Annotated in this window: 20 protein-coding genes; 2 read left to right on the top strand and 18 right to left on the bottom strand. The window is 71.4% G+C overall.

Features of this window, described 5'->3' with window-relative positions; all coding sequences use genetic code 11:
• Window positions 1–28: 28 nt before the first annotated feature.
• The 18 genes from AABA78_RS17250 to AABA78_RS17165 form a co-directional block, all read right to left on the bottom strand.
• Window positions 29–721, bottom strand: coding sequence for a VOC family protein (locus AABA78_RS17250; RefSeq protein ID WP_338264127.1), 693 nt, complete (start codon window positions 719–721; stop codon window positions 29–31).
• Window positions 722–764: 43 nt separating this feature from the next.
• Window positions 765–1,064: a PRC-barrel domain containing protein gene (locus AABA78_RS17245; RefSeq protein ID WP_338264126.1), complete on the bottom strand. Its 300-nt coding sequence runs from the start codon at window positions 1,062–1,064 to the stop codon at window positions 765–767.
• Window positions 1,065–1,084: 20 nt separating this feature from the next.
• The gene (locus tag AABA78_RS17240; RefSeq protein ID WP_338264125.1) at window positions 1,085–1,891 is read right to left on the bottom strand and encodes an acyl-CoA desaturase; all 807 of its coding nucleotides are present in this window, start codon (window positions 1,889–1,891) and stop codon (window positions 1,085–1,087) included.
• Between the two features lie 33 nt (window positions 1,892–1,924).
• On the bottom strand, window positions 1,925–3,616 hold the full coding sequence (locus tag AABA78_RS17235; RefSeq protein ID WP_338264124.1) for a sensor histidine kinase: 1,692 nt from the start codon (window positions 3,614–3,616) through the stop codon (window positions 1,925–1,927).
• 198 nt (window positions 3,617–3,814) lie between these two features.
• Window positions 3,815–5,245: a multicopper oxidase family protein gene (locus AABA78_RS17230; RefSeq protein WP_338264123.1), complete on the bottom strand. Its 1,431-nt coding sequence runs from the start codon at window positions 5,243–5,245 to the stop codon at window positions 3,815–3,817.
• On the bottom strand, window positions 5,223–6,659 hold the full coding sequence (locus AABA78_RS17225) for a TolC family protein (protein WP_338264122.1): 1,437 nt from the start codon (window positions 6,657–6,659) through the stop codon (window positions 5,223–5,225). Before AABA78_RS17225 ends, AABA78_RS17230 begins: the two co-directional genes overlap by 23 nt.
• Before the next feature lie 160 nt (window positions 6,660–6,819).
• A complete protein-coding gene (locus tag AABA78_RS17220; RefSeq protein ID WP_338264121.1) occupies window positions 6,820–7,473 on the bottom strand; it encodes a methyltransferase family protein in 654 nt (217 codons plus the stop codon).
• Between the two features lie 65 nt (window positions 7,474–7,538).
• The gene (locus tag AABA78_RS17215; protein WP_338264120.1) at window positions 7,539–8,084 is read right to left on the bottom strand and encodes an RNA polymerase sigma factor; all 546 of its coding nucleotides are present in this window, start codon (window positions 8,082–8,084) and stop codon (window positions 7,539–7,541) included.
• Entirely contained in the window at window positions 8,081–11,209 is a 3,129-nt protein-coding gene (locus tag AABA78_RS17210) for an efflux RND transporter permease subunit (protein ID WP_338264119.1), read from the bottom strand. Before AABA78_RS17210 ends, AABA78_RS17215 begins: the two co-directional genes overlap by 4 nt.
• Window positions 11,199–12,389, bottom strand: coding sequence for an efflux RND transporter periplasmic adaptor subunit (locus AABA78_RS17205; RefSeq protein ID WP_338264118.1), 1,191 nt, complete (start codon window positions 12,387–12,389; stop codon window positions 11,199–11,201). Before AABA78_RS17205 ends, AABA78_RS17210 begins: the two co-directional genes overlap by 11 nt.
• Window positions 12,386–13,615 carry a TolC family protein gene (locus AABA78_RS17200; RefSeq protein ID WP_338264117.1) on the bottom strand — a complete coding sequence of 410 codons (1,230 nt, stop codon included), beginning with the start codon at window positions 13,613–13,615 and terminating at the stop codon, window positions 12,386–12,388. The genes AABA78_RS17205 and AABA78_RS17200 overlap by 4 nt, the downstream gene beginning before the upstream one ends.
• Window positions 13,616–13,720: 105 nt before the next feature.
• Window positions 13,721–14,038, bottom strand: coding sequence for a hypothetical protein (locus tag AABA78_RS17195; RefSeq protein ID WP_171414092.1), 318 nt, complete (start codon window positions 14,036–14,038; stop codon window positions 13,721–13,723).
• Window positions 14,039–14,113: 75 nt separating this feature from the next.
• Entirely contained in the window at window positions 14,114–14,983 is an 870-nt protein-coding gene (locus AABA78_RS17190; protein WP_338264116.1) for a peptidoglycan recognition protein family protein, read from the bottom strand.
• Window positions 14,984–15,131: 148 nt separating this feature from the next.
• A complete protein-coding gene (locus tag AABA78_RS17185) occupies window positions 15,132–15,428 on the bottom strand; it encodes a hypothetical protein (protein ID WP_171414083.1) in 297 nt (98 codons plus the stop codon).
• A gap of 4 nt (window positions 15,429–15,432) precedes the next feature.
• Window positions 15,433–16,950, bottom strand: coding sequence for a DUF4331 domain-containing protein (locus AABA78_RS17180; RefSeq protein ID WP_338264115.1), 1,518 nt, complete (start codon window positions 16,948–16,950; stop codon window positions 15,433–15,435).
• Between the two features lie 148 nt (window positions 16,951–17,098).
• Window positions 17,099–18,226, bottom strand: coding sequence for a HupE/UreJ family protein (locus AABA78_RS17175; protein ID WP_338264114.1), 1,128 nt, complete (start codon window positions 18,224–18,226; stop codon window positions 17,099–17,101).
• Window positions 18,223–19,443, bottom strand: a complete 1,221-nt coding sequence (locus AABA78_RS17170; RefSeq protein ID WP_338264113.1) for a tetratricopeptide repeat protein — start codon at window positions 19,441–19,443, stop codon at window positions 18,223–18,225. The genes AABA78_RS17175 and AABA78_RS17170 overlap by 4 nt, the downstream gene beginning before the upstream one ends.
• Before the next feature lie 73 nt (window positions 19,444–19,516).
• Window positions 19,517–20,620: an ornithine cyclodeaminase family protein gene (locus AABA78_RS17165; RefSeq protein WP_338264112.1), complete on the bottom strand. Its 1,104-nt coding sequence runs from the start codon at window positions 20,618–20,620 to the stop codon at window positions 19,517–19,519.
• A gap of 214 nt (window positions 20,621–20,834) precedes the next feature.
• Here AABA78_RS17165 and AABA78_RS17160 point away from each other — a divergent pair, with 214 nt between their 5' ends.
• Both AABA78_RS17160 and AABA78_RS17155 read left to right on the top strand, forming a co-directional pair.
• Window positions 20,835–22,100: a hybrid sensor histidine kinase/response regulator gene (locus tag AABA78_RS17160; protein WP_338264111.1), complete on the top strand. Its 1,266-nt coding sequence runs from the start codon at window positions 20,835–20,837 to the stop codon at window positions 22,098–22,100.
• 201 nt (window positions 22,101–22,301) lie between these two features.
• Complete coding sequence (locus AABA78_RS17155; RefSeq protein ID WP_253895113.1) at window positions 22,302–23,486, top strand: alpha/beta fold hydrolase; 1,185 nt, start codon at window positions 22,302–22,304, stop codon at window positions 23,484–23,486.
• Window positions 23,487–23,571 lie beyond the last annotated feature (85 nt).

Here is a 23,571-nt window from a genome sequence, read left to right as displayed (position 1 = left end):
CTACCCCATTCGTCCATGGGAGGCGTCGCTACGGGAGCTGGCGCAGGCCGAACGCGGCCCGCTGTGGATCCTCGCAGGCCGCGACACGTGAGCCGTCCGGCATGACGTGCGTGCCGTTGGCCACGAGCCCTCCGCCGGCTTCGACCGCCGTGAGCGCGCGGTCCAGGTCGTCGACCGCGAAGTAGAAGAGCCAGTGCGGATGGATGTGGGGGAGGCGCGCGGTGCCGCACGCCGCGCCCACGCTTCGCATGTCCTCGCGCCAGGTGAACTGCTGATAGGTCCCGACTTCGGGGGACAGCTGGAGCGCTTCGGTGGGCCGCCAGCCGAACAAGCCGCGGTAGAGCGCGATGGCGCGCTCCTGGTCGCGCGTATGCAGCTCATGCCACGCCAGCTCCGCGTGCGTCGGATGCCCTGCCCGTGACGTCAACGCGACCACGGCGCCGAACGGATCCCTCAGCACGGTCGACGGGATGCCTTCGGCGGACGTGCGCGGCGGGCCCAGCCGCTCGGCGCGCTGCGCGATGAGGCGCTGCACGGAGGACTCCAGGTCGGGAACGTCGATATGGCCCAGCCAATGACTGGGCGCGCCCCGGGTCGCGGCGGCCTCCGGCAGGAGGGAGAGTTCCCCCACGAAGGGCGTTCCCAGCACGTTCGAATAGAAGCGCCGCGCCTCGTCGGGCCGGGAGGTCCTGAGCTCGTACCAGCAGAAGCCGTTCTTCATCAGGCTTCTCGTAGTGGACGGGCGCGGGGGAGTAAAGCCGTGCTCAGGTGGTGGCGTTGGCGGCGTCCTGGGAGAGGAACTCCCGGAGCTCGTCGACGGTGACGGAGAGGAGCACGGTGTCACTCACCGAATGCACCAGGCGCGTCGGCACGTAGATGCGCCCCGCGTGGAAGTAGTTCCAGTAGACGCCGAACAGCTCGGCGGCCTCCGAGGACAACTTCACCTGGAGGGAGTCGACCTTCCAGGTCTCGCTGTCGATGGACAGGGTCTCCACATTCCCGAGCGTCTGGCCTCCCGCCGCGACGACCATGCGGCCGTGGAAGATGCTTTCCGCGAATTGCATCTGGCTGCTCCTTTCCTCAATCACAAAGATGGAGACGCCGCGAGCAACGTGCCGCCGTTCGTACGCAGGGGCGAAGGCTGGTGCTTCGCATGCTCGCCCTTCGAAGCAGGCGCGAGGCGGATGAGCCTCATCCGGGCGAGCAACCGCATCACCTGCCACGTGGGATCCAGCTCGAAGCGGCGGGCGGCGAAGTCAGGGCTCGCCGGCCGGGCGTGGTGGTTGTTCTGGAACAGCTCACCCATGCACAGCACGTCGACAGGGAGGGTGTTGCGCGATTCATCGCGGCTGGCGAAGTTGCGGTAGCCGTAGCGGTGTCCGCACCAGTTGACGATGGCGCCGTGCACCGGCCCCATCACGAAGTGCATGGGCAGGAGCGCCCAGTGCCACCGCCGCGTCGCGAACCGCCGGTAGAACAGCGTGTAGAGCGCGCCGAAGGCGATGCGCGTGGGCCAGCGGCTGAAGAGGCGATCCACCGCGGGCCACTCCGGGTAGCCCCCGAGGAAGCGCGGCTCGGAGGAGCTGCTCCCGGTCAGCAGGCCCGCGTAGCGGCGCGCCGTGTGGAGCATCATGCGCAGGGGGTTCTTCTGTTGCGTGGGCGAGTGCGGATCCCGCTCGGTGTCCGCGTACGCGTGGTGCTCGCGGTGGAGGATGGCGTAGGCGCGCGGGTCGAGGTAGCTCGAACCCTGCACCAGCGCCGTCGACAGGTGGAGCGCTCGCTCGGTGCGAGGCCCCATCGTGAACATGCGGTGCGCGGCGTAGCGGTGCTGGAAGAGGCTCTGGAAGAGGACGCTCAGGGACCAATGGAAGGCGAAGACGAAGGGGAGCATGTGGGAGGAACCCCCTGCCGTGTCAGCCTCCTGTCAGGCACCGCTCGAAACCCGCCCGGTATTCTCGGATTTGCCCAGGTCCGCCTGGAACGGGCGGGCGTCCCAGGGCAGCACCAGGCTGAACGTCGTCCCGGTGTCGGCGTCGCTCGTCAGCTCGACCCTTCCTCCGTGCGCCTGGGCGCACCCCCACACCAGCGACAGGCCCAGCCCCCAGCCATGCGAACTCCCCGTCTGCGCGGAGCGTGTCCGGATGAAGGGCCTGAAGATGGTCTCCTGGTCGGCGCGAGCAATCGCCGGCCCCTGGTTGTGCACGGAGGCTCGCGCTTCCGTCTCCGTCGACGTGACGGTGAAGGTGATGGGGAGGGCGTCCGCTCCGTACTTGATGGCGTTGGTGCCCAGGTTCCACAAGGCGCGGCGCAGCTCCTCCGCGCTCCAGATGCCCCGGACGCGCTCCGCCGCCTTGAGCACGAAGCGCTCGCCATGGAGCATCGACAGCTCCTCGACGACGTCGTGGGCGATGCCTCCCAGGTCGCACGTGTCGAGCCGGAGCGGCAGCCGTTGGCCCGCCTGGATGCGGTTGGCGTCGAGCAGGTCCTTCACCATCTGATCCGCCCGGTCGATGTTCCGGTCGATCCTCAGCGCCAGGTCGCGCCGCGTGTCCAGCTTCTCCGGCGCCCGGATGAGCGCGTGGGCGCCCAGCCTCGCCGCGGACAAGGGGCCCCGGAGGTCATGGGCCAGGATGGTGACGAACTGCTCGCGGAGGCTTCGCTCTGCCTGGAGCGCTTCGACCTTGTCCTGGAGGTTCGCGTACAGCTGGGCGTTCTCCAGGTGGATGCTCAGGTGCTGGCCCAGGGTCTGGAGCCGCTGCTTCTCCCGGCTGGTGAACTCACGGGTGTCGGTCAGCCCGATGTAGAGGACCCCCATCAGGGCCCGGTGGGCGGGCAGCCGGACCCCGAGCAGGGAGTGGAGCCCTCCCTGCCGGAGCGTGTCGCTCACCTCGAGCGTCGTGGTCATGGCATCCCAGAGGGAGTAGGTCTCCTCGCCCGCCGCCACGATGCTCCCGGGAAAGGACTTCGCGTCCAACGAGGTCGCGTAGTGTTCCAACTGCTCGTTGGCGGCTCCCGTGGAGGCCGCTGTGACCAGGCGCTCGCCGGCTGGCTCATACAGCAGCAGGGCGCCGCTCTGGGCGCCCATGGCCTCCAGGATGACCTCCAGCAGTTCCTTCAGCCGGTTCCGGCTGGCGGGTCCATCCAACCGGAGGGCTTCGCTGGCCACTTGCTGGAGGAGCCGCAGGTAGCGCTTCTCCGTCTGTTCTTCCTCCAGCAGGTGCTTGCCGAAGAGGTCCGTGACGCTCTCCATGGCGACGTGCAGCTCGGTGTAGAGCCGCTCGACGTCATGGACGTCGGGCTGCAGCGCGGGGGGCGTGTGGGCCCACATCTGGGTGATGCACCGTCCCAGGATGGCGAACTCCTCGACCACCTCCGCGACATGGAAGCCCTGGCGAAGCCGCGCGGACACATGGCTTTCGACGTGCTGGCGCTGCATGTCATCGCCGTCACCGCCCGAGGCCCGCGCTTCCGCGAGGGACGCGAGATAGGTAGGCATGATGTTCCTGAACTCGGGCTTGTCCAGGCCTCGGGCCGACGCGGCCCGGGTCGCCTCCTCCATCCAGCACCGTACGATCTCCCCGTGGTTGCTCCGGATGATCTCCGCGATGCTCGCCATGGCACGTCCCCCCGTCACCAGACCGCCGAGGAGTCACGCAAGCACTGACGGATTCGGGAAGCGAGCGGAACGGCCACTGGCGAAAGGTGCTGAACAGATGGGAAAATTGGTTGGCGGCGGCCCCGGGTGCAATGGCCGGGGCCGTAGGGGGAGGCGTGCTTCCACGGCATGCAGGCAGCCGTGCCCCCGGGGTGCGCCTCAGACGATGATTCCGTCCCGCCGCAGCTCGTCCTCCTGCGCGGGCCTTGCCTGCGTTCCCTGCGGCGGGGTGTACCAGCCCGGGTCTCCTTCGCCGTCCAGGTGGTCGCGCACCTTGAGGAGGGTGAACATGCCTCCCATGGTGATGTCGTCGTAGGGGCCCTTGCCGCCCACCATGGGGATGGAGTTCGCGGGCATGGGCATGTGGTGCATGCCCGCCATGTCCCCCATGCCGGTCTGCCCCATGGTCATGTAGCCGGGCAGGAGCGGCCGTACCTTCGCGTCCAGGCCCTGGGGCTTCACGCCGACCATGTTCGGCACGTCGTGGCCCATCTGGTTCATCACGTGGTGGGTCATGTGGCAGTGCATGGCCCAGTCGCCGGGCTCGTCCGCCACGAACTCGATGGTGCGCGTGCTGCCCGTGGGCACCAGCACCGTCGTCTCCGGCCACTGCGCGCTCTCCGGGATGCGGCCGCCGTCCGTCTCCGTGATGCGGAACTGGTAGCCGTGCAGGTGGATGGGGTGGTGGTCCATCGCGCTCAGGTTTCCGAAGCGGATCCGCACCCGCTCGCCCTTGCGCACGACCAGCGGCTCCGTGCCGGGGAACGCCTTCGCGTTCATCGTCAGCACGTTGAAGTCCGTCATCTCGTTGGGGTCCGGACGCCGCGTGCCCGGGTCGATGCGCCACTCGTGCAGCATGATGGCGAAGTCCCGGTCCACGCGCGGCCCCACCGGCCTGCGCGGGTGGATGATGAACAGGCCCACCATGCCCAGCGCCATCTGCGTCATCTCGTCGTGGTGCGAGTGGTACATCCCCGTCCCCGACTGGCGCACCGTGAACTCGTAGCGGTACGTCTCCCCCGGCGCGATGGCCTTCTGGTTCAGCCCGCCCACGCCGTCCATGCCGCTGGGGAGCAGGATGCCGTGCCAGTGCACGGTGGTGGACGCGGGCAGCCGGTTCGTGACGTAGAAGCGCACGCGGTCGCCCTCCACCACCTCGATGGTGGGCCCGTGCACGTGGCCGTTGTAGCCCCAGCACGTGGCCTTGAGGCCGGGCGCGAACTCGTGCTCCACCTCCTCGGCCACCATGTGGAACACCTTCACGCCGCCCACGTCCTTCCACGGCAGCTTCGCGCCGTTGGGCACGACGACGGGCCGGTAGTCGCGGCCCGCCTTTCCGGGCGGCAGGTGCGATTGCCGGGCGACCTTGCCGCCCGTGTCCGCGGCGGAGCCTGCGCGCGGGGCGTTCGCGCCGGGCACGCTGGATTGGGCCTGGGCGCGGCCGTGCATCAGCAGGGCGCCCGTCGCCAGCGTGGCGCCGGTGCGCGCGAGCAGGGTGCGGCGCGTGAGCGCGGGAGTCGTATCGGTGACCTCGGACGTCGTGTCCTCGGAGGGCCCTGGGGTTTCGTCAGTGGGCTTCATGGTGCTCATGGGTGGGCTCGGGGGAAGGGGACGGAGCGGAAGTGGGCTCAGGAGTGGGCGCGGGAGCGGTGGGCACGGGCAGGCGTCCGCCCACGAGGCGCTCCAGGTCGGCCCGCGCCATCCAGTAGTCGCGGACCGTCTCCAGGTAGGCCCTCCAGGCCTCCACCTGGTCGCGTCTGGCGATGAGGAGGGCGGGGAGGCCGATCTGCATGGCGTTGTACTGGCGCTGTGACTCCTCGAGGATGGTGGTGCGCAGCGGGAGCACGACCTTCTGGTAGCGCTCCGCCATGTTCCGCAGCGTCACCAGCCGGGCCCTGGCGGCGCGCACCTCCGAGCGGGCGTTGACGGACAGCTCCGTCAGCCGGTCTTCGCCCTGGCGGTGCTGTGCTTCCAGCTTCGCGATGAGCGCCTGCCGCTGATCGAAGATGGGCAGCTCCAGCGACAGCGTGGGCCCCAGCAGGCGCGGCCCGTTCGCGTCGCGGTGCGTGTGCACGCCCACGTCCACGCGGCCGAAGAAGCGCGTGCTGCGCGCCAGCTCCAGCGCGTTCCACAGCAGCGACACCTGCTTGCGGGCCGCGTCGATGTCCAGCCGCTGCCGGATGGCCAGCGTCTCCAGGTGCTCCAGCGACGCCTCGGCGGCGGGGACCTCCGGCAGCTTCTGGGCCAACGTCCACTGGACCCTCGGACCGAACAGGCCCATCAGGCGGTTGAGGTGTTCGCGCGCTTCGAACAGCGCCAGCTCGTCCTGCGCCAGCTCCAGCCGCGCCTGCTCCAGCGCGGCCTGTTCGGTGGCCAGGGCCAGCGCCGTGACGTTTCCCGCGGCGCGCAGCCGGCCGGACAGGTCCGCCGCCGCGTCCGCGGCCTGGAGCACCTCGCGGCGCAGCGCGACCAGCTGCTGCCGGGCCTGCACCTCCGTGAACGTCTGGCGCACCTCCGCCGTGGTGACCAGCGCCTCGTGCGCGACGCGCAGCGTGTCCGCCAGGAACTGCTCGTTCGCCACGCGCTTGCGCAGGGGCAGCGTGAAGATGTCCACGAAGCTCTGGACGATGGAGAACTCGTGCTCCATGCCGCCGTCCGAGGTCAGCGGGAAGCCGATGCTCCCGTCGAAGGACGGATTGGTGAGCAGCCCGGCCTGCACCATGTCCGCCTGGGACACGCCCAGCTCCTCGTACGTCCCCTGGAGCGCGGGGTTGTTGAGCAGCGCCACCTCCACCGCGTGATCCGACGTGAGGTCGCCGGCCAGCAGGGCGTCCAGGTGTTGCCGCACCTGGGCGTCCTCGGGCGTGCCCTGGTTCCAACGCGTATTCAAGCCTGTCCGCTCCTCCACGAGCGCCGCCACTTCCAGGTGGCCGCGCTCCTTCTGGACGGACGCGCAGCCACCGAGCAGCAGAACGGAGAGGAGCCAGGGGGATTTCCAGTGCACACGAGACCTCGAAAAAGGGCGTGCCCGTACGGCAGCCAGGACACCGGCGGCTGTCGAGCAAGGCCCGGGCCATGACGTCCGGTAACGCAACCCCATGGAATGACGGCGTCCAGCGGAGCACGTTCCCATGGGCACTTCGGGTGAGGTGTGACCGCCAACGTCACACTGTGATGCGCGGAGCGGCGTCCAGGCCCACCGGGTCGAGCCGCCCCACGCCCGGGATGAAGCGGCCCACGCGCGCCGCGTAGCGCTGATACACGCCGCCGTGGAGGCGCAGCAGGTGATCCTCTTCCAACCGCACCTGGAGCGACACCAGGAGCAGGTAGTCGAGCCAGCCCATCACCGTCCACGCGCTCGGGGTCGCGAGCGTGAGGCCCGTCACCACGACGAGCATCCCGCTGAAGATGGGGTTGCGCACGACGCCGAAGAGGCCGCCCGTCACCAGCTCCGTCCGCTCCGAGTCGATGCCGATGCGCCACGACGCGCCCATCTCCACCTGGGCCCGCACCGTGAGGGCGAACCCGGCGGCGACCAGGGCCCAGCCGCTCCACCGGAGCGCCGGGGGGACGTGCCACACGCCCAGCGCCGGCTCACCGAAGGCCAGGTGCGCCGCGCTCCAGAGCACGATGGCGCCCATGAACAGCGCCATGCCCAAGCCGATGACCCGCTGGAGCGGCGGCCCGGAGCGATGCAGCACCAGCGCCGGGCGGCCCGTGCGGCGGCGCAGGCGCACCGACGGCAGCACCATGGCGAAGAGGAGGAAGGCGAGGGTGGCGGCGGGCAGGGCCGGCCGGGTGAAGGTGGCGACGTCCATGGGAGACCTCCAGCTGCGTTCCCCCACGCTGACGCCCGGCCCCGCGCGCTCTTACACCCGCATTTTCAAGCGGGCGCGCAGGCACAGTCCACGCAGCCCTGCGCGCAGCAGTGGCCGCACAGCTCCACCAGCTGGCGGCCCAGGGCCTGCCGCGCGCGGTGCAGCCGCACGGCGGCGTTGTTGGCGGAGAGGCCCGCCTCCTTCGCGTACGCGGCCACGCTCAGCCCCTCCAGGTCCACGCGGCGCACGGCCTCCGCGTATTCGGGCTTGAGCGTCCCCGCGAGCCCCGCCACGCAGCCGCACACCGTCGCTTCCAACCCGGAGGCGTCCTCGGTGGACAGCGGCTGTTCGTGGGCCAGCGACTCCAGCGCGGTGACCTCGCGCTGGCCCCGGCGGTGGCGGTCCACCAGCGCGTTGCGCAGGAGCCGGTAGAACCAGGCCACCGCGCTCTGGTCCTCGCGCAGGGCCCCCCCCTGCTCCATGCCCTTCACGAACGCGGCCTGGAGCACCTCGCGCGCCGCCTCCTGGCTCCCCACGCGCGGCGTGAGGAACGCGAGGAACGCGTGGTGATGGCGCAGCAGCGCGTCCAGCGCCTCCGGGGACAGGATCATGCCGGGGCCTTCCGCTCCGCCCTGCGCGCGGCGATGCGCTCCTGGAAGCCGTGCACCAGCGCGTAGAACGTGGGCAGGGCCAGCAGCGTGAACAGGGTGGACGTGACGAGCCCGCCCACCATCACCACCGCCAGCGGCCGCTCGATTTCCGTCCCGTGCAGCGGCAGCACCAGCAGGGGCAACAGGCCAAGGATGGCCGTGCCCGCGGTCATCAGCTTGGGGCGCACGCGACCGAGGCTCGCCTCGCGCACGGCCTCCGCGAAGGGCCTGCCCCGGGCCATCAGGTCCTTCGTCTGCGCCACGAGCACCAGGCCGTTCTGCACCGCGATGCCGAACAGGCCGATGAGCCCCACCAGGCTGGACACGTTCCACGTCTCTCCTGCAATCAGCAGCGCGAGGATGCCGCCCACGAACGCGTCCGGCAAGGTGGCCAGGATGACCAGCGCCTCCGCCACCGAGTCCAGCGCGAGGTAGAGCAGGACGAACACCGCGAGCAGCGCCACGGCGATGGCCACCGTCAGCGCCTGCGCCGCGCGCTCCTGGCTCTCCACCTTGCCGCCCACGTCCACGAAGTAGCCCGTGGGCAGCTTCAGCTGCGTGGCCAGCACCTCCCGCACCTCCGCCGCCGTGCCGCCCAGGTCGCGGCCGGACACGCCCGCCTCCACCGCGATGCGCCGGCTGCCCGCCTCCCGGCGCACGCTCCCCGCGCCGGTGGTCTCCTCGATGGTGGCCAGCTGGCTCAAGGGGATGCGCGTGCCGTCGTGCCCGTCCACCAGCAGGTTGCGCAGGGCGTTCACGTCGCCCCGGCGGTGGTCCGCCAGCCGGAGCACCAGGTCGTAGCGGCGCTGGCCCCGCCAGATCTGCGCGGCCTCGTCACCCACCAGCCCGATGCGGACGGCCTTGATGACGTCCCCGGGCGTCAGGCCCACGCGCGCCACCGCCGCGCGGTTCACCGCGACGCGCAGCTGGGGCAGGCCGCTCAGTTGCTCCACCCGCAGGTCCTCCACGCCGTCCACCTTCGCCATCAGCGCGCGCGTGCGCTCCGCGAGCCCGGCCAGCGTGTCCAGGTCCGGCCCGAAGATGCGCACGGAGAGGTCCGCGGGGCTGCCTCCCAGCCCCTCGTCGATGCGCATGCCCAGCGGCGTGGTGAAGAGCACCGACACGCCGGGCACCTTCCCCACCGCCTCGCGCATCCGCGACTCCAGCGCCTCGCGGCCGCCGACCGTGTCCTTCTTGAGGACCACCAGCACGTCGGACAGCGTGTGGGGCATGGGGTCCTCGGTGCGCTCGGCGCGGCCGGTGCGGCGCACCACGTCCTCCACCTCCGGGAACTCGCGCAGCACGTCCTCCACGCGGTGGTTGAGGCGGTCCACCTCGTCCAGCGACGCCTCCGGCGGCAGCACCGTCTGGAGCAGGAACGCGCCTTCGTCCAGCCGGGGCATGAAGTCGCTGCCCACCATGAAGGCCAGGCCCAGCGCCGGCACGGTGATGGCCAGCGCCACCACGCGCACCAGCCCCGCGTGACGCATGCACCTGTCCAGCAGCGGCGCGTACGCGGCCTTCACCTTGCGGATGATCCACACGTCCTCCGGCGAGTCCTCGCGCGGCGCGCGCAAGAGGAGCCCCGACACCACCGGCACCAGCGTGAGCGCCAGCGCCAGCGACGCGGCCAGGCACGCCACCACCGCCGCCGCGAGCGGCTGGTACATGCGGCCCTCGATGCCCGTCATGGAGAACAGCGGGATGAACACCGCGACGACGATGAGCGTGGCGAAGGCGATGGGACGGCCCACCTCCAGCGCCGCCGCCAGCGCCTCGTCGCGCACCGAGCGGCGGCCCTTGCCCTCGCGCAGGTCGTGGATGACGTTCTCCACGACGATGATGGCCGCGTCCACGAGCAGGCCCACCGCGATGGCCAGCCCTCCCAGCGTCATCGTGTTCAACCCGATGCCCGCCGCCTTGAGCAGGAGGCCCGCCAGCGCCAGCGACAGGGGCAGGGTGAGCGTGACGATGAGCGCCGCGCGCCAGTCCCCCAGCAGCAGGAAGAGCACGCCCACCACCAGGAACGCGCCCAGCAGGATGGCCCGGCCCACGCCTCCCAGCGCGGAGCCCACCAGCTCGGATTGGTCGTAGACGACGCGCAGCTGCACGCCCGGCGGCAGCGAGCGGCGCAGCTCCTCGATGGCCGCGCGCACGCCTTCGGCCACCCGCACGGTGTCCGCGCCGAACTGCTTGCTCACGCGGCAGCTCACCACCTCGCCCTGGAGCCGGTGCGCCATGCCCCGGCGCGGCGCGGGGGCCTCGCGCACGTCCGCCACGTCCCCCAGCAGCACCGGCGTCCCGTCCCGCAGCGCGACCACGGTGTTGTTCAGGTCCTCCACCGTCTCCGCCCGGCCCACCGCGCGCACGGCCCACTCCATGGGGCCCTGCGTGACGAAGCCGCCGGACGCGTTGACGCTGGCGCCCTCCAGGCCGTGCTGGACCTCGTCCAGCGTGATGCCTCGCGCCACCAGTTGATCCGGATCCAGCAGCACCTGGAACTGGCGCAGGTAGCCGCCCAGCCGCTCCACGCCCGCGACGCCGGGCACCGCGAGCAGCCGGTTCTTGATGTCGAAGTCCGCCAGGTCGCGCAGCGCCATCAGGTCCGCGCTGCCGGGCTCCGCCTCCAGCGTGAACTCGAAGACCTCGTTGAGCCGGCCGGTGAGGCTGGACACGAGCGGCGCGTCGGTGCCGGGCGGCAGCTCGCCCTCCACCTGCGCCACGTGCTCCGCCACGTACTGCCGGCTGCGGAAGTAGTCCGCGTCCGGTTCGAACTCCACCGTCACCTGTGTGACGCCCAGCTGCGAGGTGGAGCGGATGCGGCGCACCTGGGGCAGGCCCGCGAGCGCCACTTCCATGGGGATGGCCACCGCCGTCTCCAGCTCCTCGGCGCCCATGGCCGGGTTCTGCACGATGACGTTGAAGATGGGCGCGGACAGGTCCGGGAACACGTCCTGGCGCAGGTTGCGCAGCGACACCGCGCCGAAGGCCGCCAGCGCCAGGACGATGAGCACCGTCAGCCCGGGCCGGGCAAAGGACGCGCGGAGGATGCGCCCCGGCAGCGTCACGCGAGGTTCAGTGGCCATGTTCTTCACCTCCGCCCTCGGACTTCTCCACCTCGGCCTTGAGCAGGAACGCGCCCTCCACCACCACCTCGTCACCCACCACGAGCCCCGAGAGCACCTCCACCTGCGTGCCCAGGCTGCGGCCCCGGCCCACCTCGCGCTGCTCGAAGACGCCGGCCTCCGCCGTGGGCAGGAACACCACCCAGCCGTTCTCCAGCCGCTGGAGCGCCGCCGCCGGCACCGCGGTGAGCGTGGCGCCTGGATCTCCCAGGGGGATGGAGGCGGACGCGGACATGCCCGGCCGCAGGAGCCCCTTGCCGTTGTCCAGCTCCAGGCGCACGGGGATGGTCCGGCTGCGCGGATCCACCCGCTGGCCCACGTGGCCCACCTTCGCCGCGAACTCCTGGCCCGGGAACGCGGCGAAGGTGACGCGCGCCTCCGCCCCGGACTTCAGGCGCACGGCGTCCCGTTCGAACGCGTGGACGACGAGCCACAGCGACGACAGGTCGCCGATCCGGAACAGCGCCTGCGACGGGTCCGCCATCTGCCCCAGCCGCGCGGTGCGCTCCACGACGGTGCCGTCGATGGGCGACTTGAGCACGAAGCCCGACGTACCCTCGCCCCCGGCGCCGCCCGCGCCCAGGGCCATCAGCGCGGCCTTCGCGGCGGCGACCTCCGCGTCCGCCGCGGCGGCGTCCGCTTCCGCTGCCTGCACGTCCTTGCGCGCGACGATGCGCTCCTCGGCCAGCGTGCGCTTGCGGTCCGCGGCCTGCCGGGCGGCGGTGGCGCGGGCCTGCGTGGCCTGGAGGTCCGCGCGGGCCCGGCCCAGCTCCGGACTCTGGAGTTCCGCCAGCCGCTGGCCCTGCTTCACCGCCTGGCCCGTCGTCACGGCGACGGAGGCCACGCGCGCGGCGACGGGCGAGGCCACCTCCGCGTAGGCGTCTTCACTGAAGGTCAGCTCTCCCAGCGCGGTGACGCTCTCTCCGCCCGGGCGGGCCTCCACCTTCGCGGTGGTGACGCGCAGGTCCCGGAGCATCTCCGGTGGGACGTGCACGTGGATGACGTCCCCGGACTCGACGTGGAGCTTCTCCGGGGCGGCCTCGTCGTGCCCGGCTTCGTGAGCGTCTTCGTGCTCCGCCTTGGAGGACTTGCAGGCGGTGAGGCCCACGAGGGCGGCGAGCAGCAGCAGGGTGGGCTTCATGGCAGGGCTCCGGTTTCGACTTCGAGCTGCACTCGGGCGAGCGCCACGCGCAGGAGGCCGTCGAGCCACGCGGCCCGCGCCTCCAGCGTGTCGCGGCGGATGAGGAGGAAGGCGGCGAGGTCCATCTCGCCGGCGTCGTAGGAGCGCTGCGCCAGCGCTTCGTTGTCGTCCAGCAGCGGCAGGATCTCTTCCAGGGCCCCGAGCGCATCGCGGCTCGCGCGGTAGCGGTCGGTCGCGGCCTGGACCTGGGCGGGCACGACGATGCGCGCGGCGCGAAGCTCGCCTTCCGCGCGGCTGGCGTCCGCTTCACCCACGAGGCGCGCTTCCTGTCCGCGGGCGAAGAAGGGCAGGGGCACGCTGAGCGTTCCCAGGAACACCGTCTCGTCCGCCTCCTTCTGGTAGCGCGCGCCCAGCGTCACGTCCGGCAGCACCTGCCGCCGGCCCAGCGTCGCGGCGGCCTTCGCCCGCGCCTGTTCCTGCTCCAGGGCCACCAGGTCCGCGCGCGGCCCGCCGCCCTCCGGCGCCGCGCGAGGCGCTGCCCGCGCGAGGCTCCGCAGATCATCGTCGTAGGTGACGGGACTCCCCGCGCGTTGGCCCAGGCGCCCCTCGAGCTCCGCTCGCAGCGCGGAGACCTCTCCCTCCGCGACCTGGGCCTCCGCGCGGGCCCGGGCATGGGCCACCTTCGCCACGTTGACGTCCACCGCCGGCACGTCACCCGCCTCGTAGCGCCGCTCCGTGGCCTGGACCGTGCGCGCCGTCGCCTCCGTCGCGGCGTTCACCAGCTTCAGGTGCTCCCGGGCCTCCAGCAGGCGCAGGTAGGCCGCGGCGACGTCCCCCAGCACCCGCCGCTCCGCGTCGCGCAGGCGGGCCTCCTCCATGGACAGGCCGGCGCGCGCCGCCTCCCGGCGCAGGCCCTGCTTGCCTCCGAGTTCGAAGGGCTGCGCCAGCCCCACGGCGACGTCCACCCCGGGGTCTCCATTGGAAAGCCGACGCGGCCCGATCTGGAAGTCCAGCTGGGGGTTCTCGCGCAAGAGCGGCGCGGCGCTCGCCACGGGGCCCTGGGCGGCCTTCACGCGCGCGCGGGCCTCCACCAGCGCCGGGGCGTGCTGGCGGGCCAGGGCGAAGGCGTCCTGGAGGGTGATGCGAGCAGGCTCCGCGCCACCCGGGCGCGGACAGAGCAGGGCGGCGGCCAGCCCGAGGGCGGCCGTCGCGGAACGGATGGGCACGGAGGAAGACCTCTTCGGAAAAGGCGGCCGCGCGCACCCATGCACCTGGACGACAGCCAGGGCACACCGGTGGCGGGGCGCGTGCGAACGACGGCGGACGCGGGCCTAGACGAGAGGAGCTATGGGGACGTGCAGGATGTCATCCGCGTCGGCGGACGACGGCTCGGAGGCGTCGAGCGGGATGGGGGGAGCCCGGAACGGCGAGTCCGCGAGGCCCGGCAGCGGCACGGCGACGGCCAGGGGCTTCGCGTGCGTGCAGCAGGTGCAGTCCACGCAGGTGGGTGCGCACTGGCCCTGCGCGTCGTCATCCGCGCAGCCCGTGAGGCACGTCTCCGCCTGCTGCGCCGGCCCGAAGGCATGCGCGAGCCCGCCCCCGATGGGAGCGAGCAGCATCAGGCAGATGAAGAGCCAGAGTCGGAGCACCGGAGCGGTCTTCTAGCACGCCCGGCGGAAGTCCACACCTCAAGAGGGTGGGGCGAGCGGCGCGGGGAGCGCTGCTCAGCCGCCGATGCCCTTGCGCAGCCGGGCCCAGTCGAAGTTGGACGCCGGGTCGTCCTTGCGGCCCTTGGGCACGGCCACGTCCTTGTGCCCGACGATGTTGTTCGCCGGCACCTTGTACTCCTGCTTCAGGTAGCCCACGAGCTGCGTCAGCGCCTTGTACTGCGCGTCGGTGAAGGCCGTCTTGCCGCTGCCGTCGTTGACGATCTCGATGCCGATGGAGCGCGCGTTCACGTCCGTGGGCACGCCGTGCAGCTCCGACTTGCCCGCGTGCCAGGCGCGCTTCGAGTCACCCACCAGCTGGTAGATCTTCCCGTCGCGGTCCAGCATGTAGTGCGCGGACACCTTGCTGGCCGGGTTGCGCATCCACGCCATGTCCCCGGCGCCGTTGTTGGAGCCGGTGTGGTGCAGCACGATGGCGTCGATGTCCGCGCCGTTGCGCGAGTCGTTGTTGGGCGAGGGCGCGCTGATGACCGCGGGCTTGGTGAACTTCCCCGGCTGCGTGGGCGGAGGCGTCGTCGCCTTCGCGAGCGCCTTCTTCAGCGCCGCCGCCGTCTGCTCCCCGTAGTAGCCGGTGGTGGGCACCTTGTGGTCGCCCTGGAACTTCTTCACCGCCGCCTCGGTCGCCGGCCCGAAGCTGCCCACGCCCGTGTTCATCTGCGCCTGCGTCAGGTAGCCCAGCTTCACCAGCCCCTGCTGCAGCTGCTTCACCTTGGCCCCCGAGTCGCCCTTGCCCAGGCCCGCGGGCGGCGCCGTGAGCGCGGTGGACGCGGCCGCCGCGCGCGGTGCGACGGCGTTGGCGCTGGGCGCCTTGGCGGTGGTCGCGGGCGCGGAGGAGGTGGCGCGGGGGGCCGTGGTGCGGACAGTCATGGTGGAAAATCCCAGGATTAGTGGACAGCCGTTGCTTTCGCGATTATCGGCCGGGCTTTCCCGGAAGTTGTGTGTCGGGCGTGAAACGAAATCGCCCCGACGTCCGGTGGTGAGACCGGGCATCGGGGCGGGGACTTCGTCGGGCGAACTACTGGAAGAAGGCGGGCGGGAACGCGTCCGCGGGCTCGGAGTCGACCAGGTTCTTGTCATCGAGCGTCACGGGGCTGCCCGTGTCGTTGGTCTGGTTCTCGATGAGGTCCTTCACGAATGCGGTGAACTCGGTGCCCGTGGGGCCGGCGTCCGGCGTGCCGGAGTCCGGGGTGCCGGAGTCCGGCTTGGTGGTGCCGCCGTCCGGCTTCGGATCATCGTCGTCGTCGCTGCACCCGCTGAAGCCCACGGCGGCGCCCAGCGCGAGGAGGCAGGCCAGTGCTCTCAGGTTGCGCATGGCATCACGTCCCGTCGCCAGCGCCCGCGTTGGGGGCCTTCAGGTAGGGGAACACGGCGTCGAACTGCGAGGCGTCCTGCAGCACGGCGTCGTGGAACGGGATGTTGCGCGAGGGGGCCTGGGTGTCGTTCTCGAACAGGTATCCCATGGCCACGCGCAGCTCGATGTCCACCACGTCGTCGCCGGGGCGGCGGCCGTTGGGGAAGCCCGCCGGGTCACAGCCCTTGAGCGTCGTGTCCAGCTTGCCGTTCAAGAAGCAGCCCGCGGCGCCCAGGTTGTTCTGGGTCGCCTTGTCCGTGGCCGGCAGCGCCATGTTCAGGCGCTGCATCTCCGCCGTGGAGCCGTTGGCGTTGACGTTGGGAACGCCGGTGAGGAACGCCGTCACCAGGTCCGTGCGCGGGAAGACGGTGGGCGCCTTCGTGCCGAAGAGGGCCTCCAGCAGCGCGGGCAGGGTGGGGTTCGTCACGTAGGTGGCGAACTGGCCGTCGTCCTTGGGCTGGCTTGAGTTGAACTTGTCCTTGTCCGGCAGGCCGATGACGATCTCGTTCACCAGCGGCATGCCCAGGCGGCTGACCTGCTGCCACGCGCCGCCGTCACGCGAGGGCTTCGCGAACGTGGGCGAGGGGTTGAGGGCGCGCGCCTGGCGCACGCTCGCGGTGGTCCACCCGCCGATGACGGTCTGGGTGCCGGCCTGGAGGCAGGCGATGGGGACCTCCAGGGCCAGGGTGGTGATGTTGTTCTTCGCCAGCGGGTTGGCCACCGCGCCGCGCTTGGTGGCGTCCGTGATGATGGTCGGATCCGCGTTCACCAGGTCGAAGATGGGCCCCAGGTTGACCGCGAAGGGCTCCTTGCGCTGGCCGACGAACACCTTGCCCGGCGTGGCGCAGTCCGGGATGTTCACCGAGTACACGTGCTCGCGCGCATAGGCCTCGTACGCGGCCGCGTTGCCCAGCGACTTGGTGCCGATGTAGTCCGTGGGCTTGCGGAAGGTGGCCGAGCCGCCCACCGCGTTGGTCACGTCCTTGGCGGTGCCGGTGCGGCGGTTGCCCCGGACGACCTTGAGCGTGAAGGACTCCTGCACGTTCAGGTTCGCCTGGTTCGCCGTGGTGATGGGCCCCACGTTGAAGAGCGGCACCGGGACGCTCTTGGCCTGCGCCCCGGTGCCGATGGTCAGCGCCGCGCCGTTGTTGGCGTTGGCCAGCGTGTTGGTGAAGCGGAACTGGAAGGTGAGGTCCTCCTGCGCGTTCCCGTCGTTGTCGACGTGGATCTCGTAGAGGGCGTCCGGATCCATCGTGAAGTAGTTCGGACCGCCGTACGGCTCCTGGAAGGGGATGTAGTCGGCGATGAACGTCACGAAGTCCGCGCGTCCCGCCTCGTAGCTGCGGAACATGTAGAAGTCGGTCGCGTCGACCTTGGGGGACTTCGTGATGAAGGGGGCTTCACGGTGACTCGACGCCAGGGCACCGGTGGCGCCCAGCGTGGTCGCGACGGTGAAGACCGCCGCGAGCTTCTTCGCTCTCATGTGTTGCTCCTCGGATGTATGGGTACGGGCTGTGGCTCACCCGGGTGTCGTGCGAGCGCGCGACCTGCTTCCGGGTACAGCCAATACGCTGCGTGGTTTCGCGCGGATTTTCAGATCGGACGAAACCCTGCCCCACGGGGCAATTGTTTCACGTGAAGTTCAGCACCACACCGAACGCGCGCTCCCAGAGCCAGGCGCACGCCAGCAGCGCGATGACCGCGGAGCCGCCCACGAGCAACGCCTGGCGATACACGCGCGTGTCACGCAGCAGGAACGCCACGGGCAGGAACACGGCGACGCACGCGAGCTGTCCCAGCTCCACGCCCACGTTGAAGCCGAACAGCGTCACCGCGAGGCTGCCCGCGGGGAGCTCCAGGTCCGCGAGCACGGACGCGAAGCCGAAGCCGTGCAGGAGCCCCAGCGCGAACGCCGCCAGCCACCGGGTGCGGTCCATCAAGGGGAAGACGTTGTTGAGCGCGGCGACGATGACGCTCGCCGCGATGGCGGACTCCACCAGCCGCGAGGGCAGGGCCACCCAACCCAGCGACGCGGCGCTCAACGTGAGCGAGTGCGCGAGCGTGAAGGCGGACACCACCTTCACCACGTCCTTCATCGCGGAGCCGAAGTCCCCCACCGGCACCCAGCGGCCCGAGCCCCGGTCGCGCCGCAGGACGGACGGCAGGAGCAGCGCCAGCAGGAAGAGCAGGTGATCCACGCCCGCCCAGATGTGTTCGATACCGGAGTGGACCATCTGCCCGAAGCGCCGCCACGGCGACAGCCCCTCCAGGGACACCCGCGCGGTGTGGCGCGTGGCGGAGAGGACCAGGGGCTCGCCAGCGCCGTCGCTGCCCACGCGCACGATGCCCCGGTGCTGCGGGTCGCGGTCGAAGAGCAGCGTGTAGTCCACCTCCAGCGCGCGGGGCGTGGCCGGGCACGCGGCGGTGAAGTCCACGACGGCATAGGCCCCGTCCGAGTGACGCACCACGCGGAGCGCGGAGGCCGGGGTCAGCGGGCACGGAGCGCTTTCCGCCGACAGCTTCAAGCGGGCGAGCGCATAGCCCGCGACGTCGGATTGCCGAGCGCGCAGTTCGCTCCAGGTGATGGAGCCGTCGCCGTCCGCGTCGAGGACGAGCACTTCCTCCAGGTCGCGCAGGGCCACGTCCCAGCGGCCGGTGAAGCCATCACCCGCGCGGTCCAGGTGCAGGTAGCTGTCGCTCGGCTTGTGGGCCAGCGCCACGAGGGGGAGCAGAAGCGCCGCCAGGGCCAGGGCCTTCACGGGAGGGCCTTTCGCACGCGCTCCGCGAGCGCCAGGGGAGCCGGGTCGTCCGCGCCGCTGGCCTCCAGGAACCGCAGGACGGGGGCGGCGTCGGCGGGCGTGCCGTGGGCGAGCGCGGCCTCCAGGAGGATGCGCGCATCCCACGGCTCGTGCTGCACCTCCCAGTTCGCCCGGGCCAGCGTGAGCGCCTTCGCGGCGTCCTTCTCGACATGGAGCGCGAAGCGGGCCTCCTCGCGCGCATGCAGCGAATCCCCGCGCAGGTGGCTGGCCGCGTGACGCGAAGCCAGCTCGGCCGCGAGCGCCGGAGCCTCCGGCGTGCCCAGGGCCGCCTCCGCGAGCACGCGGCGCAGGAGCTGGTTGTCGTCCTGGCCGTGGTCCTTCGTCAGCGCGATGACGTCGCTCGGACGGCCCAGGTCCAGCAGCAGGTCCGCGTAGGCGGCGCGCGTGTAGGCATCGGATGGATCCATCGCGAGCACCCGGGCGAAGAGCTTCGTGGCGCGCTCGGTGTCCCCCGCGCGCGCGGCTGCTTCCGCGAGCGTGGAGAGCGCCCAGGCCTGTTCATCCGCCCCGTGGCTGCCCCGCGCCAGCGCGGCGGAGAGCCGCGCGTACGCGTCCCTGGACCGGCCCGCGAGGCTCATCACCTGCGCCTGACACACGGCGCCGGCCACCGCGCCCGCGAGGGGCGCCAGCACCGCGCAGCTCCGCTGTGCCTCCGCGTGCTCGCCCCTCACGCCCAGGACGACCGCGCGCGTGAGCCACGCCTGCGCGTCGTCGGGTGTCTCACGCACCAGCGCATCCAGGTCCGCGAGGGCGGCGGGGAACTCATGGCGACCCTGGAGGATGGTGGCCCGCAGCAGGCGCACGCCCGGAGGCGGCTGCTCCGCGCCCCACCAGGGCTCGAGCGCCGCCTGCGCCCGGCCCAGGTAGCGCGGGTCCCCGGAGGCCCGGCCCTCCTCGATGTCCAGCCGCGCCAGCCGCAGCGCCAGGTCCAGTTGGTCCGCGCGAGCGGCCAGCGCCCGTCGCAGCGCGGCACGCTCACGGGCCTTCGCGTCCGTCGCCGTCGCCGGCACGTGCTCCAGCACGGCGCTGTCGGTGGCGGGCGTGAAGGGCACGCGCTCCGCCGCGGGCGACTGGCCGCAGCCGGCCAGCAGCGGCGCCACCGTCAGGGTGAGCCCGAGCGCGAGTCGCCGGAGCGAAGGAAATAGGAGCGCGTGCATGCGTGTGCGGCAATACGCAGCCCACGCGCGAATGGATGTCTCGCGGACGGAATGACCGTCCCCCGGGACGACCTCAGGTGCCGGTGGCGCGGCGCGGCGACTCGGTGCGTCCGTCCGCGTCCCCCCGCACCAGGCCGTATGGATCCAGCGGATCCCCGCCCAGCGACTCCAGCGCCACCAGGGTGCCCAGGCCCATGCGCCGCGCGTGGTCCAGCAGCAGGCGCGTCACCACGTGGTCCTCCAGCGCGTGGCCGGTGGAGTCGAACACCGTGTTGCGCTCGCGCCAGCCCTGGAACTCCTCCGGCTGCTGCACCACGGTGGCCAGGTCCGGGCCAATCTGATCCGGGTGGAGCTGCTGGCACTCGCCCTCCAGGCGCGCCTGGGCCGGGAAGTCCGGCACGACGAGGCTGCGGCGCAAGAGCGCCAGGGGCAGCTCCGCCTTGCCGGGTTGATCCGCGCCCACCGCGTTGACGTGCGCGTGCGGCTGGAGCGCGTGGCCGGAGATGACCGGCCCGGCGCCCGGGGCGACGGTGGTGGCGGTGCAGAGGATGTCCGCGCGCAGCTCCAGGTCCGGCAGGAGCGTGGGCCGCACGTCCAGCCCCAGGAACGCGACGCGCCGCACGAAGGAGCGCGCCGCGTCCGCGTCGATGTCGTGCACCAGCACCTGCTCCAGCCGGAACACGCGGCTGAGCGCGTGCAGCTGCGACACGGCCTGCGCGCCGCACCCCACCAGCCCCAGCACCCGGCTGTCCGGAGACGCCAGGTAGCGGCTGGCCACCGCAGACGCGGCCCCCGTGCGCAGCGCCGTGGCGAACACGCCGTCCATCACCGCCGCCAGGTGGCCCGTCTTCACGTCGTAGACGCTGTGGGTCGCGACCAGCGTGGGCAGCCCCGCGTCCCCCCGGTTGGTGGGGAGGGAGGACGACACCCGCACCGTCAGGCTGTCCCCGCGCCGCAGGGCGGGCATCCAGCCAATCACCCCGGACGGGCGCGGCTGGCTCACCACCTGGAAGCCCTCCCGCTTGGGAACCTGCAGGATGGATTCGTCCAGCTCCCGCAACGCCACGGTGAGCGCCTGGATGAGTTCGTCCATCAGGACGTCCAGCCCCACGCCCTCCACGAGCGCGCGCAGGTCAGGAGGGCCGAGCAGGAGGGTGCGAGGAGCCGGGTGAGTCATGTACGCGGAGTCTACGCCCCTGACAGGAATTGCAATGGGTCAGTTTTGAACACGAATTCCTGTCTCGCTGTGCCTTTTGAATACAGGTGCAGGGAACAACGCGAAGCGCGGGCCGTGTTGGAAGCAGGCGCCAAACGTCCGCCGGACCTGCGAACGCCCGGCTGCCTGCCCGCCACCCGAGCCGTTCCACCCCAACGCCCGAGTGAACGCCACCTTGAAGCCCTCCTCCGTTCCCAGGACGCCCGTGCTCACCGCCGTCTCCGACGAGTCCCCCAGCACTCCTCTCGCTGACGAGCCGCACGCCCGGGTCCTGCTGGTGGACGACGTGCCCGCGAACCTGCTCGCGCTGGAGGGCATCCTGGAGCCGCTCGGCCAGCACCTGGTGGCCGTGCGCTCTGGAGACGAGGCGCTGAAGGCGCTGCTGCTGGATGAGTACGCGTGCGTGCTGATGGACGTGCAGATGCCGGGGCTGGACGGCCTGGAGACGGCGCGCCTCATCCGCACCCGCGAGCGCACGAAGCACCTGCCCATCCTCTTCATCACCGCGCTCAGCCGCGAGGCGGCCTACGTCACCCGAGGCTACGAGAACGGCGCGGTGGACTACCTGCTCAAGCCCGTGGACCCGGACATCCTGCGCGCCAAGGTGTCGGTGTTCGTGGAGCTGTACCTGCGCGGGGAGAAGCTGCGGCAGCAGGCGCTGGAGCTGGCGGAGCGCCGGCGCGTGGAGGAGGAGCTTCAGCGCGCGGCGGAGCTGGAGCAGCAGCTGGTGGGAATCGTGGGACACGACATCCGCACGCCGCTGGCGGCCATCCTCACCACCGCCCGGGCCCAGCTGTCCCGCGAGCCGCTGCCGGCCGCCCAGCGCAAGGCGTTCGAGCGCGTGGCCCGGGGCGGCGAGCGCATCCAGCGCATCGTGGACCAGCTGCTGGACTTCACCCGCGCGCGCGTGGGCGGAGGCATCCCGGTGGTGCCCGGCGCGGGCGACCTGAACGAGCTGTGCCGCAAGGTCACGGACGAGCTGCGCGCGGCGAGGCCCGAGCGCTCCATCCTCTGCGAGTTCGCCCACGACAGCCTCCCGGGCGTGTGGGACCTGGACCGGCTGGCGCAGGTGGTGGCCAACCTGCTGGACAACGCGCTCAAGTACAGCCCGAGCGACACCCCCGTGCGCCTGCGCACCTACGAGCAGGGCCTGGACACCGTCTACCTGGAGGTCCAGAACGCCGGGGCCCCCATCCCCGCGGACCTCCTGCCCACGCTCTTCCAGCCCTTCCGCCGCGGCGACGGCCCGGACCAGCGCGAGAGCCTGGGCCTGGGGCTCTACATCGCGCGCAGCATCGTGGAGGCCCACGGCGGCGCCCTCCGGGTGGAATCCACCCCGGAGGTGGGTACCGTCTTCTCCCTCTGCCTGCCACGTCAGGCTTTGGCGGACGGACGCGCGCATTCTCCCTGTGCGAGCGTCGCTGCACCGATGACGGCTTGAAACACAAGGCCTGTCGCGTCACGAGCAAGGCATTGCAGTGATGGCTGATTCCTCCACCTGAAAGCCATACAACAATCCGTCCGCATCAAAACCTCTCATTACATGAGGCAGACATGTGGAGGGTTTGCTACAATGCCAGACGTCCGGGAGGCGATCCGTCCGGGCGTGAAATGTGTCCGCTTTGGGGAGGGTGCGCGACAAATGAACGACAACTCGACGTGGATTCCCGTGGATGGAAGCGACCCGATTCGTGCGTGGGTGCGACGCCCCGCCTCCGGGACGGGTCCGGGCCTGCTGCTGCTGATGGTGGAGGCGTTCGAGGGCAACGCCCACCTGAAGCTGATGGCCGAGCGCTTCAGTGAAGAGGGCTACGTGGTGGTGGTGCCGGACCTCGCCTCGCGCGGAGAGCCGGAGGAGATGGACCTGAAGCCGGTGGTGGCCTGGACGCGCGCGCTGCCGGAGGTGGTGGGCCTGCGGGGCAAGAAGCAGGTCGGCGCGCTGGGCTACGGCCTGGGCGGGACGCTGGCCGCGCAGCTGGCAGCGCATGCGCACGTGGACTGCGCGGTGGCCTACTGCGCGCCGGGGATGGAGGACGTGCTCTCGCAGGGCGGGGAGAACACGGCCCCCATCGTGCTCCACTACGCGGAGTGGGACGGCTTCGTGCCTCCGGCCGCCGTGGCGCGGGTGAAGCAGCACGTCGCCGTCGACGTGGAGCTGTACCTGTACCAGGGCGTGCGCCACGGCTTCTTCCGCGAGGGGTCCCCGGCCTACCACCGGCCCTCGCAGATGACAGCGCACACGCGCACCCTGGCGCTGCTCAAGCGCGTGATGGGGCCGCGCTACGACCTGGCCGCGCTGTGGGACAAGCACACGGAGCTGGAGTTCGCCGCCCGGGACGCGGACGCGACCATGAAGACCATGGTGGCGCACCCGTACGTCAACAGCGTGCCGGTGATGACGGGCGGCGTGGGCGCGGAGTACCTGCACCGCTTCTACGCGAACCACTTCGTGCACGCGAACCCCAAGGACACGAAGATGACCCTGCTGTCGCGCACCGTGGGCGCGGACCGCGTGGTGGACGAGTTCATCTTCAGCTTCACCCACGACATCGAGATGGACTGGATGCTCCCGGGCATCCCGCCCACCGGCAAGTACGTGGAGGCGGCCTTCGTGGCGGTGGTGAACTTCCGCGGCGACAAGCTCTACCACGAGCACATCTACTGGGATCAGGCGTCGGTGCTGGTGCAGCTGGGCCTCATCGACCGCAAGGGCCTGCCCGTCACCGGCGGAGAGGCCGCGCGCAAGCTCCTGGATGAGACCCTCCCGTCCAACACCTTGATGGGGAAGTGGGACGAGAGCGCGCCCTCCAACCTCAAGGCCGGCTGACGCCGGAGTGACGCCCGCGCCCCGGGGTCGTGTCTACCCAGGGCGCGGTGTCTGTCTGACTTTCACGGCCTGGGACGCGCGGAGC

The sequence above is a fragment of the Corallococcus caeni genome (assembly GCF_036245865.1).
Lineage (GTDB): Bacteria > Myxococcota > Myxococcia > Myxococcales > Myxococcaceae > Corallococcus > Corallococcus caeni.
This window is presented reverse-complemented; position numbering and strand designations above follow the sequence as displayed.

Coding starts and splice junctions, on each gene's coding strand:
- AABA78_RS17250 (WP_338264127.1), bottom strand. CDS start 721: ATGAAGAACGGCTTCTGCTGGTACGAGCTCAGGACCTCCCGGCCCGAC.
- AABA78_RS17235 (WP_338264124.1), bottom strand. CDS start 3,616: ATGGCGAGCATCGCGGAGATCATCCGGAGCAACCACGGGGAGATCGTA.
- AABA78_RS17180 (WP_338264115.1), bottom strand. CDS start 16,950: ATGAGAGCGAAGAAGCTCGCGGCGGTCTTCACCGTCGCGACCACGCTG.
- AABA78_RS17210 (WP_338264119.1), bottom strand. CDS start 11,209: ATGGCCACTGAACCTCGCGTGACGCTGCCGGGGCGCATCCTCCGCGCG.
- AABA78_RS17185 (WP_171414083.1), bottom strand. CDS start 15,428: ATGCGCAACCTGAGAGCACTGGCCTGCCTCCTCGCGCTGGGCGCCGCC.
- AABA78_RS17190 (WP_338264116.1), bottom strand. CDS start 14,983: ATGACTGTCCGCACCACGGCCCCCCGCGCCACCTCCTCCGCGCCCGCG.
- AABA78_RS17245 (WP_338264126.1), bottom strand. CDS start 1,064: ATGCAATTCGCGGAAAGCATCTTCCACGGCCGCATGGTCGTCGCGGCG.
- AABA78_RS17205 (WP_338264118.1), bottom strand. CDS start 12,389: ATGAAGCCCACCCTGCTGCTGCTCGCCGCCCTCGTGGGCCTCACCGCC.
- AABA78_RS17230 (WP_338264123.1), bottom strand. CDS start 5,245: ATGAGCACCATGAAGCCCACTGACGAAACCCCAGGGCCCTCCGAGGAC.
- AABA78_RS17220 (WP_338264121.1), bottom strand. CDS start 7,473: ATGGACGTCGCCACCTTCACCCGGCCGGCCCTGCCCGCCGCCACCCTC.
- AABA78_RS17240 (WP_338264125.1), bottom strand. CDS start 1,891: ATGCTCCCCTTCGTCTTCGCCTTCCATTGGTCCCTGAGCGTCCTCTTC.
- AABA78_RS17170 (WP_338264113.1), bottom strand. CDS start 19,443: ATGCACGCGCTCCTATTTCCTTCGCTCCGGCGACTCGCGCTCGGGCTC.
- AABA78_RS17215 (WP_338264120.1), bottom strand. CDS start 8,084: ATGATCCTGTCCCCGGAGGCGCTGGACGCGCTGCTGCGCCATCACCAC.
- AABA78_RS17155 (WP_253895113.1), top strand. CDS start 22,302: ATGAACGACAACTCGACGTGGATTCCCGTGGATGGAAGCGACCCGATT.
- AABA78_RS17165 (WP_338264112.1), bottom strand. CDS start 20,620: ATGACTCACCCGGCTCCTCGCACCCTCCTGCTCGGCCCTCCTGACCTG.